Below are 16,467 nucleotides of genomic sequence, written 5' to 3' on the forward strand. Positions count from 1 at the left end.
CAGGACCGTTTCGCCCGACCGGTCCCCCCACAGTTCCGCACCCTGAGACGAGTTGGAGCACGCATGCCCCAGCACGTACCGTCCTCGCTCCGCGCGGCCGCCCCACGCCGCGCGGAGCGGCTTCCGGCGCCTCCCCCACAGCCGCGCCGGATCGTCTTCCTCGCCCACCGCGACCTCGGCAATCCGGCCGCGGGGGGCTCCGAACTCCTCGTCGACCGGCTGGCCGACGGGCTCAGCAAGCTGGGCCACCAGGTCACGCTGCTCTGCGGCGGACCCGCGGCCTACCGCGACTACCGCGTGGTCTCCGCCGGTGGCGACCTCGGTCACTACCTGCGGGCGCGCTCCGCCTTCACCCGGCAGGTCGGCGACTGCGATCTGCTGGTGGAGGTCTGCAACGGCATGCCGTACCTGGCGCCGCTGTGGCACCGCGGGCCGACGCTGTGCCTGGTCAACCACGTCCACACCGATCTGTGGGGGATGCGCTTCCAAGGCGCGCTCGCCCCCGCGGCCCGGCTCGGGCGAAGACTTGAGCACTGGGCCCTTTCGGGTGCCCAGCGCGGCAATCTGCTGGTGGCCGTCTCGCCGTCGACGGCCACGGCGCTGCGGGCGATCGGTGTGGAGCGCGAGCGCATCCGCATCGTCCACAACGGCGTCGAGGAGCCGGGTCCGCTGCACGCCCGCTCGGACGAGCCGCTGTTCCTGGCGATGGGGCGCCTCGTCGAGTACAAGCGGATCGATCTGCTCCTTCGCCTGTGGGAGCGCGTCAGGCCCGTCACGGGCGGCCGGCTCGTGATCGTGGGCGACGGCCCCGAGCGGGCGCGCCTGGAACAGCTCGCCGGTCCCGGCGTGGAGTTGCGGGGCCATGTCTCCGAGGCGGAGAAGCACCGGCTGCTCTGCGAGGCATGGATGCTGCTGCATCCCTCGGCCGTGGAGGGCTGGGGCCTGGTCATCACCGAGGCGGCGACCCGCTCGACGCCCTCGGTCGGCTTCGACGTCCCCGGCGTCCGCGACTCCATAGAGGACAGCGTGACCGGCCTCCTCGCGCGCGGCGAGAGTTCCTTCGCCGCGGCCTGGTGCACGCTGGCGCTCAGCGCCGAGCGCCGCAGGTCGCTGGGGAAGGCCGCCGGAGAGCGGGCCGCGCAGTTCCGCTGGGGCAACACCGTGCGGCAGTTCCAGGCGGTGGCGGCCGAAGCGGTCGCCGCCCACCACGCGCCCACCGGGCCTTTGACCGCACAGGGGACTACGTGAAAGACCCGTCCCTGCGCCGCTCCGCCACACTCTTCCGCGCCTTCCTGCGCGAACAGCGGGAGCCGCAGCGCTGCTACACCCTCCTCGCCAAGGACGCCGCCGACCAGGTGGAGGCGTACGTATCCGTCAAGGACCGCGTCGTCGTCGACATCGGCGGCGGGGGCGGCTACTTCACCGAGGAGTTCCGGCGGCGCGGCGCGCAGAGCTATCTCTTCGAGCCGGATCTCGCGGAGATGACGGCGTCGGGCACCAAGCCCCCGGAGGGCTCGGTCCTGGCCGACGGCTATCTGCTGCCGCTGGCGGACGGCGTCGCCGACGTCACGTTCTCCTCGAACGTCCTGGAGCACGTCGACGACCCGCAGACGTTCCTGAGCGAAATGGTCCGGGTCACCAGACCCGGCGGGCTCATCTATGTCTCGTTCACCAACTGGTTCTCCCCCTGGGGCGGCCACGAGTGGGCGCCCTGGCACTACCTGGGCGCCGACCGGGCCCGCGCCCGCTATGAAAGACGTACCGGAAAAGCCGCGAAACACACGCTCGGCGAGAACCTCTTCGCCCACCACGTCGGAGCGACCCTGCGCCAGGTGCGGGGCCGCTCCGACGTGGACGTGGTGTCGGCACGCTCACGCTACTGGCCGTTCCTGGCCGGAGCGATCACCAAGGTGCCGGGTGTGCGCGAGGTCGCGACCTGGAACCTCCTCCTCATCCTCAGGCGGTGTCCATGACCACGGTCCAGGCCCCACCCCCGGCCACCGTGCGGCCCACGACCGACGCCCCTGAACCCTCGCGGGGGCCGCGCTCGCGGCGCTGGCTGCTGGGGTTCTGGGCCGTGGTGTTCGTGCTGTTCCTCGCGGTGAGACCGGGGCGCATGACGTTCGACACCAAGCTCGGTGTCACCGTCGACCCCTGGCAGTTCCTCTCCGACCTCGGCCAGCTCTGGCACGACCGGGGCGGCTTCGGCGGAATCCAGGACCAGTACGTCGGCTACGCGTTCCCGATGCTGCCGTTCTACGGCCTCGCCGATCTCGTGCAGCTCCCGGTCTGGCTCGCCGAGCGGCTGTGGCTGTCGCTGATCGTGACGGCGGCCTTCTGGGGCGCGCTGCGCCTCGCCGAACGCTTGGACATCGGCAGCCGTCACAGCCGGCTGCTCGGCGCGGTGGTGTACGCGCTGTGGCCGACGTTCACCGTGGTCGTCGGGTCGACGTCGGCGGCGGCGCTGCCCGGCGCGTTCCTGCCGTGGGTGCTGCTGCCGCTGACGAACGAGCGGATCAGCGCGCGCCTGGCCGCCTGCCGCTCGGCGCTGATCATCCCTTTCATGGGCGGTGTGAACGCGGCGGCGACCCTCGCCTCCCTGCTCCCGGTCGCCCTGTATCTCCTCTCCCGCCCGAACGGCCCGCGCAAGCGGAAGCTGATCACCTGGTGGGTGCCGGGCGTCGTCCTGGCCACCGCCTGGTGGATCGTGCCGCTCCTCATGCTCGGCATATACGGCGAGAACTTCCTCCCCTACGTGGAGAACTCGGCGACCACGACCGGCACCATGTCGGCGACCGAGACGCTGCGCGGCGCCGGCAACTGGGTTGCGTACCTCCACTTCGGTGAGGCCTGGCTGCCCGCCGGCTGGACGGTGGCGACGGCCGTCGTGACCATCGTCTGCTCGGCGCTTGCCGCCGCACTCGGCCTCGCCGGGCTCGCCCGGCGCGATCTGCCCGAGCGGCGCTGGCTGGTCCTGACCGTCCTGTCGGTCGTCCTGATCACGCTGGCCGGGTACGGCGGCGCGTTCGGCGCGCCCTTCCACGAGACCGTCCAGTCCTGGCTGAACGGCGGGCTCGTCCCGTTCCGCAACATCTACAAGTTCCAGACGGGCCTCGCCCTCGCGCTCGCCTTCGGCCTGATGCATCTGGCGGGCGTCGCCGCGCGGGCACGCGGGGCGCGGCCGGTGCGCGGCAGACGGTACGCGCCGCTGATCGCGGCGGTCCTCGTGCTGCCCGGTCTGGCCTGGCCGTACCTGAACGGCTCGATCCTCCAGCCCGGCTCGTTCCAGAAGCTGCCCACCTACTGGCAGACGACGGCCGACTGGCTGGAGAAGTACTCCCCCGACTCCCGTGCCCTCGTCGTCCCGGCGACCGCGCACGGCATCTACACCTGGGGCTCCCCCATCGACCAGCCCCTCGACGTGCTGGCCGACTCGCGCTGGGCGCAGCGCGACTACGTGCCGTTCGGCACGGCGGGCAACCGCCGCGCGATGGACGCCGTCGAGCAGGCGCTGATGACCGGCGGTGAAGTGCCGGGCCTGAGCGACTATCTGACCCGCGCAGGGCTCTACTACGTCGTCGTACGCAATGACCTCGACCCCGACCAGGTCGGCCACGTCCCGACGGCGACGGTCAAGCGCACCCTGGAGGAGTCCGGCTTCAGCCGCGTCACCGGCTTCGGCCCGCAGACCACCGGCGGCACGATCCCCGACGACACGCCCCTCCAGGTGGAGGGCCTCTACCCGCGCCAGCGCGCCGTGGAGATCTACGCCCCCGGCGACAGCGCCGAGCGCCCCGGCCAGGCGGGCCTGAAGCCCGTCTCCAACACGGCGGTCGTCAGCGGCGGCCCGGAGTCCCTGCTTCCGCTCTCCGCCGATCCCTCGATGCGGGACCGCCCGGCCGTTCTGACCGGCGACAACCACCCGGGCGTCGGGACGCCGGGGCTGCTGGCGGTCGGTGACGGCCTGCGCCGCGCCGACACCCGCTTCGGCCTGGTCAACTCCAATACGTCGTACACGTACGGCCCCGACGAACGGAACGCCGCCGACGCGGTCCAGGACCCGGGCAAGAAGCCGCACCAGATCCTGCCGTCGAAGGGCGCCGAGCACCAGACGACGGCGGAGCTGCGCGGCGCCAAGTCGGTGACCGCCTCCTCCTATGGCAACTGGCTCTTCCACCTGCCGCAGTACGACCCGGTGAACGCCTTCGACGGCAACCCGGCCACGGCCTGGGCGGAGGGCGACGCCGACTCGGCGAACGGGGAGTGGATCAAGGCGGACTTCAGTTCCGAGATCACCGTCCCGTCCTCCTTCCGTGTCACCCCGCTGCCGCAGAACGGCGTGCGGGCGGCGCCCACCCGGGTGCGCGTGGAGACCGAGCAGGGCTCCGTCACCAGCTCGCTCCAGCCCAACGGCATGGCGCAGCGCGTCAAGGCCCGCGCGGGCGTCACCGACTGGGTCAAGATCACCATCGTGGACACGCAGGAGCCGCGCCCCGGCCTGACGGGCGCGGGCTTCTCGGAGATCACCATCCCGGAGGTGCGGATCACCAAGCTCCTCCAGCTGCCCGCCGACGCCAGGAAGACGACGGGCGCCGACGCGACGACGTACTCCCTGCACCGCTCCTCCGACCCGAGCGCTCTCTCGCCGGTGAACGCCGAGTCCGGCCTGCACCGCCGCTTCACGACCACGGGCAGCGGTGAGTACGAGATGAAGGCGAGCGCGGTGGCCGTGCCGGGCCGCGAACTCGACGAACTGCTCTACAAGGTGGCCCCCGAGCAGGAGCAGCAGATCATCGCGACGGCCGACTCCACGGCGGGGCTCGGCAACGGCCTGTCGCCGCGCAACCTCACCGACGGCGATCTGACCACGGCGTGGATCGCGGGCACCGGCAACCGCCCGGTGATCCACCTCAAGTGGCCGGGCAAGCAGCCGGTGGGCGAGATCGTGCTGCCCGCCGCGGGCGGCCTGTCCACGCGTCCGCAGAAGATCGAGATCAGCTCGCCGGACGGCGCGGCGACCGCGGGCGTCGACGAGCACGGCAACGCGCGCTTCGCCCCGATCACCACGGACCGGATGGACATCACCATCACGGAGACGGCGCCGCTGACCGTCCACAACCCGGTGGCGGACGACAACCTCCAGCTGCCGGTGGGCCTCACCGAGGTCTATGTCCCCGCGCTCGACACGTACCGCACGCCGCAGCCCAAGGCCTCCAAGAGCTTCTCCCTCCCCTGCGGCCAGGGCCCGACGATGTCGATCGACGGCGAGCTGTACGAGACGAGCGCCAAGGGCAAGGTCCGGGACCTCACCGAGCGCCGCCCGGTCGAGATCGGCCTCTGCCAGCGGGGCGAGAAGGACACGGCGGTCCGGCTCGACGCGGGAGCGCACAGCGTCGAGACCGGGGACGCGGGCCCGCTCGCCGTCATGGACGCGTCCCTCACCCGGGGCACCCCCGGCGCCGTGGACGAGACCGCCCGTGAACTGAAGATCAAGGACTGGCTGGGCGACCGCCGCGAGGTGAGCGTCGGCGCGGGAGCGGCCTCGTACCTGACGACGTACGAGAACGTGAACGACGGCTGGAAGGCGACCCTCAACGGCAAGGAGCTGACCTCGCTGCGGCTCGACGGCTGGCAGCAGGGCTGGCTCGTGCCCAAGGGCGAGGGCGGCACGGTCAAGCTGACGTACGAGCCGTCGCAGGTCTACGAGATCGGCCTGATCGCGGCCGGAGTCGGCGTCCTGGCGCTGATCGCGCTGGTCCTGGTCCGGCGCCGCGAGCCCAACGCGGACGCCCTCCTGCCCGCGCCGCCCGCGCCGGGTCCGATCCTCGGCACGGTGGCGCTGACGCTGGTGGCCGCGGTGATCGCGGGCCCGTTCGCCCTGCTCGTCCCGGCGCTCGCCCTGCTGGCCTGGTGGCGTCACGCGCTGCTCGTGCCGATCGCGTTCCTGGCGATGGCGGGAGCGGGCATCGCGGCGGCGACCGGCGCCGGGGAGGCGGTGGGCGCCGACGAGGGAGCGTTCAGCCCGGTGGCTCAACTCCTCGCGCTCATCGCGCTGTTCGCGGCGCTGGTGACCGTACGGGAGCGTTACGCGCATCCGGACGCCGGCGATACGTTGGTGTACGGACCGGACGGCGGCCCCGCCCCGCGGCAGCCGGCGCAGCCTCCGGCGCCTCCGCTGCCGCACCGCGGGCCTGACGGCGACAACCACCCGGCCGGGCCCGAGCCCGCGCCGCGAAGCGATGCGACGGTCCGCTTCCCGCGGCACAAGCGCACGCCCACCACAGAAGAAGGCACGCAGCGATGACCGCACTGGAACACCCGGCACGGCGTGCGGACGGCCCCGGCCGGCCGCCCGCGCGCGTGCCGTTCCCCGTCGTCGACGAGGTCTCCCGGCACTGCCTCCAGGAGGAGGAGCCGGAGACCGTGCACATCGAGGTGCACCTGCCGGGCACCCCGGACCCGGCCCGTTTCCGGGCCGCGTTCACCGAGGCCCTGCGCCGCCATCCCCGCATCCTGATGCGGGAGGCACGGGGCCCTTGGTACCGCCGCCGTTACGAGTGGGAACTGACCGCGGACCCCGACGTGGACGTGGTGACGTTCCCGGCCCCGGAACGGGACGCCCTCAAACGGGCCCGCGAACGGGCGCTGGCCGAGGCGCCTGAGCTGTCGGCCTCGCCGCCCATCCGTCTGGAGGTGGTGGCGGCCGAACCCGGCCCCGCCTCCCCCAGGGGCGCGGACGCGTCGGAGGACCCCGGCTCGGTCCTGTTCCTGACCATCAATCACACCGCCCTCGACGGCCCCGCCTGCCTCCGCGTCCTCGCGACGGCCGCCGAGATCTACGGCGGCCGGGACAACTCCCCCGCGGCGCCGCCCACCCGCACGCCGGACAGCAGCGGAGCTGCCCCGCAGCCTCCGCCGGACGCGCCCTCCGGGTGGGCGCCGCCGGCCAGGGTCTCCCGGGGTGCCCCGGAGCCCTCGCCCGGCAACGGGATGCTGATCGCGGAGCTGCCCGTGCCGCGCCGTGCCAAGGGCTCACCGTTCACCGTGAACGACCAGCTCATGGTGGCGACCGCGCTGATGATCGCCCACTGGAACCGCGAGCACGGCGCCCCGCCGCGGCCCCTGCGCATCACGATGCCGGTGGACGACCGCCCCCGCGACGCGACCATGCCGATCGGCAACGGCACCCGGCTCGTCGAAGTTCCCTTCGGCACGGCCGAGTTGTGCCACCGCGACTGGACGTCGGACGCCATCCACGACCTGCTGCGCCGCACCTCCGACCGCACCCGCGCCCTCAAGGCCCTGGCCCGCCCCCAACTGGGCCGGGGCGCGGCCCTGCTGACCGCACCGGTACTCCCGGTCACGCTCAGGGCGGCCGTCACGCGGGGTCTGCGCCGGGCCGCCGCACCCTGGACGTCGACCACGCTCCTGAGCAACATCGGCCGCATCCCGTACGCCCTGGACTTCGGCGACGCGGGCCGCGCGCACGCCGTGTGGTTCTCCGCGCCGGCCCGTCTGCCGCGCGGACTCACCGTGACCACGGCGTCCACGGCGGGCCGGCTGCACCTCGCCCTGCGCTGGTCGAAGACACTGCTCAGCCACGGTGACGGCGCCCATCTGCGGGACCTGTTCGAGCACTATCTGCACGCGACGGAGCACACGGAGCACGCGCAGCACACGCGGACCCGAGAGACCGGAGAGACCGGAGAGACCGGAGAGACCGGAGGGCCCAAGTGACCGCCACTACCACCCGGCGCCCCGCCGGGCTCCGCGACTTCTACGAGGACCCCGCCGTTCCGGTCGCGTCGGGCGACGCCCGCAGCCTGCGCCAGGCCCGCGTCCTCGCGGACGCCCTGGGCCCCGCCACCTCCCGTACGGCCACGGTCCTGGACATCGGCTGCGGCGACGGCACGGCCGCCGCGACCGCGGCACCGCTCCTGGCGGGCCACCGCGTGATCGGCGTGGACTGGTCGCAGGACGCGCTCAAGCGCGCCCACGCCCGGCTTCCGTACGTCGTACGCGGTGAACTCACCGACGGCGGCCTGCCGTTCGCCGACGGGGCGGCCGACGCCGTCCTGTTCAGCGAGGTCATCGAGCACCTGGTGGACCCGGACGGCGCGCTGGACGAGCTGCGAAGGGTCCTCAGGCCAGGGGGGCACCTCATGCTGTCCACCCCCAACCTCGCGGCCTGGTACAACCGCGGTCTGCTCCTCGCCGGGGTGCAGCCCGTCTTCTCCGAGGTGAGCCTGCGCGGCATCCACGGCCGTCCGGGCAAGGAGGTCGTGGGCCATCTGCGGCTGTACACGGCGCGCGCGCTGCGGGAGTTCGTCGCGGCGAGCGGCTTCACGGTCGTACGCCTGTCCGGCGCGCCCTTCCACGGCGTGCCACGCCCGCTGCGCGCCCTGGACCGGCTCGCCTGCGCCGTGCCGAGCGCCTCCTCGATCCTGCTGCTGCACGCCCGAAGGACTTGAGTCCCATGTGGTGGGGTGTGGCCGCGGCGCTGCTCGCGAACGTGCTCTACAGCACCGGGTTCGTCCTGGAGAAGCGGGCGTTGACGGCCATGCCGTCGGTCAGCGTCCGCAACCCGGCTCGGCTGCTCAGGCAGGTTCTCGGCAGCCCGCTCTGGATCGGCGGCTCGCTCGCCCTCGCGGCGGGCTTCGGCGCCCAGCTCGCCGTGTACCGGACGCTGCCGATCGCCGCCGCGCAGGGCATCTTCGTATCCGGCCTGGTCCTCCTGCTGCTCCTGTCCTCGGCCCTGCTCGGCGAGCGGACCTCCGGACGCGAGCGGTACGCGGTCGCCGCGATCCTCGTGGCGCTGCTCATGGTCGTCCTGTCGCTCAGCGAGAACTCCGACACGGTGAGCCGCGGCGCGCCCGCGCCACTGGTCCTCACCGTCTGCCTGCCGTCGCTCGCCGCGGGGCTGTGGCTGTACGGCGCCGCCGAGCGCCGGGCCAAGCACCGCCACCGCCAGCCGACGACGGGCGTCGAGTACGGCGTCGCCGTCGGCCTGCTGTACGGCGTCAGCTCGCTGGCCATCAAGGGCGTCTCCAGCCATCTGACGACGCAGGGCATCGGCGGCGCGCTCGTGGACCTGCTCCGCTCGCCGTACCCGTATCTGCTCCTGTTCACCGGCGCCTTCGGCCTGATCATGTCGCAGGCGGCGCTCCAGCGGTGCCGGGCCTCACTGATCGTTCCCGTGTGTACGACGGTGACGGCGCTGTTCACCGCGGTGCTCGGGACGCTGGCGTTCGGCGAGGCGCTGCCGCACGAGCCGGTGCGCCTCGCGCTGCGCATCGCGGGCACGGTGCTCGCCGTGTCCGTACTCCTCGCCATGCCCAAGCACGACGGCCCCCCGTCCCGGACACCACCGCCCACCAAGGAGTTGACGAGCGGATGAACCCCGACGACCCACTGTTGAAGATCCTCGCCTGCCCGCTGGACAAGGGGCCGCTCCATCTGCTCGCCCCGGCGGAGCCCCTCGTGCCGGAAGAGGCGCTCTACAACCCGCGCCTGCGCCGCCGCTACCCGGTCGTCGACGGCATCCCACAGCTGCTGCCCTCCTCCGGCGAGCAGGTCACCGAGGACGAACACGAGCAGCTGCTCAAGCGGATAACCCCGTGACGGGGGGCCGCCCATGACGCTCGCCGCGCGCCTCGCGCCCTATGTCCCGGACCGTCTCATCGCCTCTCTGGCCCGCCTCGTCTACCCGCGCTTCGAGCCGGAGCTGGCCCGTCTCGGCGACCTCTGCCCGCCGGACTGCGGCACCGCCGTGGACGTCGGCGGCTGGTACGGCCCCTGGTCGCGCCGCCTCGCCTCGCGCGCACGCCGCGTGGTGACCGTCGAGCCGGTGCCCCACCTGGCCCGCCTTCTCGCCTCCAGCACCCCCGGCAACGTCCGTGTCGTCCAGGCCGCGGCCACCGACCGTCCCGGCACGGCCCGGCTCTGGCTGCCGCACGGGGACCACGGCGAGCGGGGCGTGTCGTCCCTGATCCGCCGCGACATCCACGCCACCGCCGTCGACGTGCCATGTCTGACCCTGGACGGGCTCGGCCTGCGGGACGTCCACTTCATCAAGATCGACGTGGACGGCAATGAACTCCCGGTGCTGCACGGCGCGCGCGAGCTGCTCGTCCGCGACCGTCCGGCGCTCTTCATCGAGCTGGAGTCCCGCATCCAGCCCATCGCCCCCATCGTGGACCTCCTCACCCGCGACCACGGCTACCGGGGCTGGGTCCTGCCGCACGACACCTGGCTGCCGCTGGCCGCCTTCGACCTGGAGGCGCATCAGCGCGACACGTCGTACGTCGTATCGCAGGGCCTGCTGCGCCGGGTGCTCACGCCCAGGCACCCGCGCTACGTCAACTCGGTGCTGTTCCTCCCGGAAGGCCGCCGCCCGGGAGAGCGCGCGGTGCGCGACGATGGGGCGCATGCCCGCTAGCTCCTCGTCGCCCGCCGCCCCCTTCACCCCGCTGGACTTCCAGCTGGTCCTGCTGCGCCGCATGGCCGACCACAACCCGGGCCTGGTGGAGGCCGCCCGCCATGAACTCGGCGTCTCCGTCGCCGAGATGCGCGAGGCCAACCGCCGCTGGCAGGCGATGACCCGGGGGCCGCGCTCCCGGGGCGCCGCGGCGCGCTACCGCTCGGTCCTCGGCGTCCCCGAGTCGACCGCCCGCCGGACGATCGGCGACCTGGAGTACGAGGCGCTTCTCTGGCCGGTGCCGCTCTGGCCCGATCTGCGCTTCGAGGTGCTGCGCGCGCCGAACGGGGCGGGGTGGAATGTGGGGGCACCTCCCATGCTTTTCGAGCTATGGGGGAGGTTGGTGCGTGCGCCTGGGGCGCCTGGCCCCGATCTGCGCACCCTCGCCGACCTCGCCCCGTGGTCGTGCACGGTCGACGAGGCGGCGCGGGCCTTCGCTCCGGCGAGGCCCATGGAGGGAACGGCGCCGACGCGGTGGCGCCTGGCGTTCACGGCGCCGGACGCGGGCGGGGAGCGGCGGCGCTGCGTGGCGGAGTTCACGTGGGGGCTGCTGCAGCGGGTGGAGTTCCCGGGCGGGGACACGGGCACGGGCGCCGGCGGGGCCGGCGGTGGGGTCACACCGCCGCCTTGAGGATCCCTTCCACCACGCGGGGCAGCGAGCCGGGGTGCAGGCCGAGGAAGAGGTTGGGCTCGACGAGTTCGAGCTCCATGACGCACGGACCGCCGTCGGGGCCCTCCCCGTCGACGAGATCCACGCGCGCGTAGAGCAACTCGGGCAGCCCCGGAACGACGTCCAAGGCCCTCCTCGCGACATCGAGTTCGGCGGCCGTCGGCTCCCAGGGCCGCAGATCGGGGTGCGGCATCTTGTCGGCGTCGTACGCCGTGCCGGGCGCGAGCACCGCGCCCTTCTGTATCGCGTGCAGGAACTCCCCGCCGAGGAAGACGAGCGCGCGCTCACCGGTGGTGTCGATCCGCCGCATATAGGGCTGCGCCATGGCGGTGAACCCCTCGTCGTGCATGCGGGCGATCTGAGCGAGTGCGGTCCCGCGCTCGTCGGCGCGGTAGCGGGCGGCGTACCGGGCCCCGGCCCCGGAGGCAGGCTTGACGACGAACTCCTCGTAGTCCGGCGGCAGTTCGACGTTCTCCCCGGGCGCACAGTAGTACGTCGGCACGACGGGGACGCCCGCAGCGGCCAGCTCGCCGAGGTAGCGCTTGTCGGTGTTCCACCGCACGACGTCCGCCGGGTTGGCGAGCCGCGTGAGCCGGCCGCACCGCTCGGCCCACGCCACATACTCGTCGGTGCGCCAGCTGTAGTCCCACGTGGACCGGATCACCGCGAGGTCGAACCCGGCCCAGTCGACGTCCGGGTCGTCCCATCCGACGACGCGGACGCCGGCCCCCGCCTCGCCGAGGGATCGCGCCAGGACCGGCAGATCGTGGTCGTAGTCCGGTTGCGGCCGGCGGGTCACCAGGGCTATGCGGGGGCTGAGCACGGGGGCTCCTCTTCGTACGCGGTTCGGGCCGGTCGGGGCCGGTGCGGGCCCCCGCAGGCTAACAACCGCGCCGGAGCGGGCTCAGAGACCGGTCCGGCACCCATGTTCGGTCCTCCCAACATCTGCTTATGATTCAGCGGTGTTCGATTCACGGCACATCAAGACGTTCCACGAAGTGGTCCGGGCCGGGTCGTACTCGGCGGCCGCCCGCTCCCTCGGGTATACGCAGCCCGCGATCACCCAGCAGATGAAGGCCCTTGAGCGGTCCGTCGGCACTCCGCTGTTCACCCGTGTCGGGCGCCGCATGCGGCTGACGGAGGCCGGGGAGGCGCTGTCGCGGCACGCGGGGATCATCCTGGACGACATTTCCGCCGCCCAGCAGCAGATGAACGCGATCACGCGGCTGCGGTCGGGGCGGGTGCGGGTCTGCGCCTTTCCCAGCGCCAACGCCACCCTCATCCCGGAGGCCCTGGCCCGGCTCGCCTCGGGGCATCCGGGGGTGCGGGTGGAGCTTCTGGAGGACGAGCCGCCGGAGTCGCTGCGGCGCGTGGTGCGCGGCGAGTGTGACATCACGCTCGCCTTCACCTATCCCGGCCTGCACGAAGAGGTGCCCGAGGAGCTGGCGGAGATCCCGCTGATGGAGGACCAGCTGACCGTACTGCTGCCGACCGGGCACCCGATGGCACGCCGGCGGTCGGTCAAGCTCGCGGAGCTGGCGGAGGAGCGGTGGATAGCGGGGTGTCCGCGCTGCCGCGCCAACTTTCTGCACGAGTGCGCCGAGTTGGGCTTCGCGCCCGACATCGCCTTCACGACCGACGACAATCTGGTCGTACAGAGCCTGGTCGCCGAGGGGCTCGGCATCGCGATGATGCCGGGACTCGTCCTGAACTTCCTGTGCCACCGCAAGGTGACGGGCCGCGCCCTGGACCCCGCCTCGCGGCGCAAGGTGTCCGCGTACGTCCTCAAGGACCATCTCCGCATCCCGGCGACCGCCCTGGTCCTGGACGAGCTGAGAACCGTGGCCGCGAACCGCGTCGGCTGCTGAACCCCGGCCGCTGCCCACCACCCGCTACCGCTTCGGACGGCGCGCGGTCCATAAGCGCCCGATCCATAAGCGGAAGTTGCGGGGACGCCAAAGAACTGTCGTTGGACGTGATGGATCGGGCGGCGCCACGCTGCCCGTATGACCACACCGACCACGTACCGGGCCGCCCGGACCACAGAGCGCCTCGACGCCCTCGTCGCCGACGTGCGCGAGGCCGTCGGGCGCGGCCTGCCTCCCGACCTGACCGCGTACCTGGTCGGCGAGCGGCTCGCCCCCCACCTGGGCGCCGCCGATCTGCTCACCGGCGAGCAGTGCGAGGGCGACCCCGACCGCTACCGCCAGCACGTCCTGCACGCCGAGCACGACGGCAGCTTCTCCCTCGTGGCCCTGGTCTGGCTGCCGGGGCAGCGGACCTCCGTGCACGACCACGTGTCGTGGTGCGTCACCGGCGTGCACGAGGGCCAGGAGCACGAGCGCCGCTACCGCCTGGTGCCCGCCACCGGAACCGGCGGCGCCGCCCGCCTCGTCGCCACGGAGGACGTGGTCAATCCGCAGGGCGCGGTCTGCGGCTTCGCGCCGCCCGGCGACATCCACCGGGTGTGGAACGCGTGCGGCACACGCGCGATATCGATCCACATCTACGGCGCCGACATAGCCCGCCTGGGCAGCAGCGTCCGCCGGGTGTACGAGCTTCCGGCCGACCGGTAATGGCACTGCTCGGCGAACGCCCCAAGTCCCGTACCGGCGGCCCCGAGACCTCACGTACCGCACGGTCGCGGTCGCGCGGCAAACTGCCCGGACTCGCCCTCGCCGCCGCCGGCGTCGCCGTGGCCTTGGGCGTGCACCTGCTGGTGCCCGGCGTCCCGATGCTCACCGCCGCCGTGGTGCTCGGCATCGCGGCGGCCCATCTGCCCGGCGCCGCGCGTCTCTTCGTACGCGGACCCGGCAAGGCGGGACTGACGTTCGCGGCCAAGCGGCTGATGCGCGTCGGCATCGTGCTGCTCGGCCTGAAGCTGAGCCTGGACGACGTGCTCGGGCTCGGCTGGAGCTCGGTCGTGATGGTGCTCGGCGTGGTCGCCGTCACCTTCTTCGGCACCTGGTGGCTCGGCCGCCGCATGGGCCTGCGCGGCGACCAGCCGCTGCTCATCGCCACCGGCTACTCGATCTGCGGGGCGTCCGCGATCGGCGCGGTCAGCGAGGTCTCCGAGAGCGACGAGCGGGACACGGCCACCTCGGTGGCCCTGGTGACGCTGTGCGGGACGCTCGCGATCGCCGTACTGCCACTGCTCCAGCACCCGCTGGGCCTGACCGACGCGGAGTTCGGACGCTGGGTCGGGGCGAGCGTGCACGACGTGGGCCAGGTCGTGGCGACCGCGCAGACGGCCGGTTCCGGTGCGCTCGGTGACGCGGTCCTGGTCAAGCTGATGCGGGTGGCGCTGCTCGCGCCGCTGGTCGCGGCCGTCGCGCTGTCGGTGCGGGCGCGGTCGAGGGCGGGCGCCGCCGACCGGGCCGGGTCCGGGGGCAGCCGGCGTCCGCCCCTCGTGCCGCTCTTCGTCGTCGGCTTCCTCGCCATGGTCGCCCTGCGCACCACCGGCCTGCTGCCGGGCGGCGCGATCGACGCCGCGCAGACGGCGCAGGAACTCCTGCTGGCCGCCGCCCTGTTCGGCCTCGGCAGCGCGGTCGACCTGCCGTCGCTGACCCGCACGGGCGGCCGGGTCGCGGCGCTGGGCCTCGTGGCGTGGGGTGTGATCGCCGGGTTCTCGTACGTGGGGGTGGTCCTGACGTACTGAACCCCGGAGCCCGATCGTCGCCGACTACCGGTGAGGCCGGCCGCCCGTGGTGGACTGGTGCGGTACGGGGCCTGTGCGGCAGAAGGCACAGGCCAAGAAGGCCGAGCAGACTTCGAGGAGTACGAGACGTGGATCCCCTCTTCCCGACCCTGTCCGCCCCGCACGCACGGGCTTCCGGCGAGGCCCTGAGGTTCGGCGACCGCACGCTGAGCCATGCCGGACTCGCCGTGGTGGCCGGAGCCTTGGCGGGCCGCCTGAGCGGGGCGGGCCGCGTCGCCGTCTGGGCCACGCCCTCCCTGGAGACCGCCGTGGGCGTGGTCGCCGCCCTGCTCGCCGGGGTGCCGGCCGTGCCGCTCAACCCGAAGTCGGGCGGGAGCGAGCTGGCGCACATCGTGGCGGACAGCGCGCCGTCGCTGGTACTGGCCGGGCCGGGGGCCGAACTGCCTGCCGCCTTGGCGGACTTGGCGCGGGTCGACGTCGACATCGACGTGGACGTGGACGTGGATGATGTGCGAGGGGCCGCGATCACGGACCCGCCGCACACCCCCGAGGACCCCGCCCTCATCGTCTACACCTCCGGCACCACCGGCCCGCCCAAGGGCGCCGTCCTGCCGCGCCGCGCGATCGCCACCACGCTGGACGCCCTGGCGGACGCCTGGCAGTGGACCGCCGACGACGTCCTCGTGCACGGCCTGCCGCTGTTCCACGTGCACGGCCTGATCCTCGGCACGCTGGGCCCGCTGCGGCGCGGCGGCTCGGTGCGTCACCTCGGCCGGTTCAGCACGGAGGGCGTGGCGCGCGAGCTGGGCTCGGGGGCGACCATGCTGTTCGGGGTGCCGACGATGTACCACCGGATCGCAGAAGCCCTCCCCGAGGACCCGGAGTTGGCGAAGGCGCTGGCCGGTGCGCGGCTCCTGGTGTCCGGCTCGGCCGCGCTCCCGGTCCACGACCACGAGCGCATCGCGGCTGCCACGGGCCGCCGCGTCATCGAGCGGTACGGCATGACGGAGACGCTCATGAACACCAGCGTCCGCGCGGACGGCGAGCCGCGCGCGGGCGCGGTCGGGGTGCCGCTGCCGGGCGTCGACCTGCGCCTGGTCGACGAGGCGGGCGAGCCGATCGCGGCGGACGGCCCGGAGGCGGTCGGTGAGATCCAGGTGCGCGGCCCGAACCTTTTCACCGAGTATCTGAACCGTCCGGACGCGACCGCTGCCGCCTTCGCCCCGGGCGGCTGGTTCCGCACCGGTGACATGGCGGTGCGGGACCCCGACGGGTACGTACGGATCGTCGGCCGCAAGGCCACCGACCTCATCAAGAGCGGCGGTTACAAGATCGGCGCGGGCGAGATCGAGAACGCGCTCCTCGAACACGCGGGGGTCCGGGAGGCCGCGGTCACCGGGGAGCCGGATCCCGACCTGGGTGAACGGATCGTGGCGTGGATCGTCCCCGCCGACCCGCGGCTCCCGCCGCCCGCCGAGGAGTTGGCGGGCCATGTGGCGGGCCGGCTGGCCCCGCACAAGCGGCCGCGGGTCGTGCGGTACCTGGAGTCGCTGCCCCGCAATGACATGGGCAAGATCATGAAGCGGGCGCTGCCGGAGAGCGGAGAGACCGGAGAGACCGGAGAGCGGACCAGCCCCTGACACGGGGCTCCGCCCGGACCCC

The 16,467-nt window shown here is 73.2% G+C and carries 14 protein-coding genes; 13 read left to right on the top strand and 1 reads right to left on the bottom strand.

Going from position 1 to position 16,467, the window contains the following annotated elements; translation table 11 throughout:
• The first annotated feature begins 63 nt into the window (after positions 1 to 63).
• The 9 genes from ACWDZ7_RS13195 to ACWDZ7_RS13235 are packed head-to-tail and all read left to right on the top strand — an operon-like array spanning position 64 to position 11,108.
• Positions 64 to 1,248, top strand: coding sequence for a glycosyltransferase family 4 protein (locus ACWDZ7_RS13195; protein WP_451796756.1), 1,185 nt, complete (start codon positions 64 to 66; stop codon positions 1,246 to 1,248).
• Positions 1,245 to 1,973 (top strand): class I SAM-dependent methyltransferase, encoded by a 729-nt coding sequence (locus ACWDZ7_RS13200; protein WP_451796757.1) that lies wholly within the window; start codon positions 1,245 to 1,247, stop codon positions 1,971 to 1,973. The genes ACWDZ7_RS13195 and ACWDZ7_RS13200 overlap by 4 nt, the downstream gene beginning before the upstream one ends.
• Entirely contained in the window at positions 1,970 to 6,304 is a 4,335-nt protein-coding gene (locus ACWDZ7_RS13205) for an alpha-(1->3)-arabinofuranosyltransferase domain-containing protein (protein ID WP_451796798.1), read from the top strand. Before ACWDZ7_RS13200 ends, ACWDZ7_RS13205 begins: the two co-directional genes overlap by 4 nt.
• Positions 6,301 to 7,737 (top strand): condensation protein, encoded by a 1,437-nt coding sequence (locus tag ACWDZ7_RS13210; protein WP_451796758.1) that lies wholly within the window; start codon positions 6,301 to 6,303, stop codon positions 7,735 to 7,737. Before ACWDZ7_RS13205 ends, ACWDZ7_RS13210 begins: the two co-directional genes overlap by 4 nt.
• Positions 7,734 to 8,471, top strand: a complete 738-nt coding sequence (locus ACWDZ7_RS13215; RefSeq protein WP_451796759.1) for a class I SAM-dependent methyltransferase — start codon at positions 7,734 to 7,736, stop codon at positions 8,469 to 8,471. Before ACWDZ7_RS13210 ends, ACWDZ7_RS13215 begins: the two co-directional genes overlap by 4 nt.
• Positions 8,472 to 8,488: 17 nt before the next feature.
• Positions 8,489 to 9,397 carry a hypothetical protein gene (locus tag ACWDZ7_RS13220; protein WP_451796799.1) on the top strand — a complete coding sequence of 303 codons (909 nt, stop codon included), beginning with the start codon at positions 8,489 to 8,491 and terminating at the stop codon, positions 9,395 to 9,397.
• On the top strand, positions 9,394 to 9,621 hold the full coding sequence (locus ACWDZ7_RS13225) for a Trm112 family protein (protein WP_451796760.1): 228 nt from the start codon (positions 9,394 to 9,396) through the stop codon (positions 9,619 to 9,621). The genes ACWDZ7_RS13220 and ACWDZ7_RS13225 overlap by 4 nt, the downstream gene beginning before the upstream one ends.
• Before the next feature lie 13 nt (positions 9,622 to 9,634).
• A complete protein-coding gene (locus ACWDZ7_RS13230; protein ID WP_451796761.1) occupies positions 9,635 to 10,438 on the top strand; it encodes an FkbM family methyltransferase in 804 nt (267 codons plus the stop codon).
• Complete coding sequence (locus ACWDZ7_RS13235; protein WP_451796762.1) at positions 10,419 to 11,108, top strand: hypothetical protein; 690 nt, start codon at positions 10,419 to 10,421, stop codon at positions 11,106 to 11,108. Before ACWDZ7_RS13230 ends, ACWDZ7_RS13235 begins: the two co-directional genes overlap by 20 nt.
• On the opposite strand, the gene ACWDZ7_RS13240 is transcribed toward ACWDZ7_RS13235, so the two are convergent.
• Positions 11,092 to 11,970 (bottom strand): ATP-grasp domain-containing protein, encoded by an 879-nt coding sequence (locus tag ACWDZ7_RS13240; protein WP_451796763.1) that lies wholly within the window; start codon positions 11,968 to 11,970, stop codon positions 11,092 to 11,094. The genes ACWDZ7_RS13235 and ACWDZ7_RS13240 overlap by 17 nt on opposite strands.
• Before the next feature lie 139 nt (positions 11,971 to 12,109).
• Here ACWDZ7_RS13240 and ACWDZ7_RS13245 point away from each other — a divergent pair, with 139 nt between their 5' ends.
• From ACWDZ7_RS13245 to ACWDZ7_RS13260, 4 genes are all read left to right on the top strand, one after another.
• Positions 12,110 to 13,015 carry a LysR family transcriptional regulator gene (locus ACWDZ7_RS13245; RefSeq protein WP_451513001.1) on the top strand — a complete coding sequence of 302 codons (906 nt, stop codon included), beginning with the start codon at positions 12,110 to 12,112 and terminating at the stop codon, positions 13,013 to 13,015.
• A 138-nt stretch (positions 13,016 to 13,153) separates the two neighbouring features.
• On the top strand, positions 13,154 to 13,723 hold the full coding sequence (locus ACWDZ7_RS13250; protein WP_451796764.1) for a cysteine dioxygenase: 570 nt from the start codon (positions 13,154 to 13,156) through the stop codon (positions 13,721 to 13,723).
• Positions 13,723 to 14,805, top strand: a complete 1,083-nt coding sequence (locus ACWDZ7_RS13255) for a YeiH family protein (protein ID WP_451796765.1) — start codon at positions 13,723 to 13,725, stop codon at positions 14,803 to 14,805. The genes ACWDZ7_RS13250 and ACWDZ7_RS13255 overlap by 1 nt, the downstream gene beginning before the upstream one ends.
• 128 nt (positions 14,806 to 14,933) lie before the next feature.
• Positions 14,934 to 16,445, top strand: a complete 1,512-nt coding sequence (locus ACWDZ7_RS13260) for an acyl-CoA synthetase (RefSeq protein WP_451796766.1) — start codon at positions 14,934 to 14,936, stop codon at positions 16,443 to 16,445.
• Positions 16,446 to 16,467: the final 22 nt, after the last annotated feature.

The sequence above is a fragment of the Streptomyces sp. NPDC003032 genome (assembly GCF_053591415.1).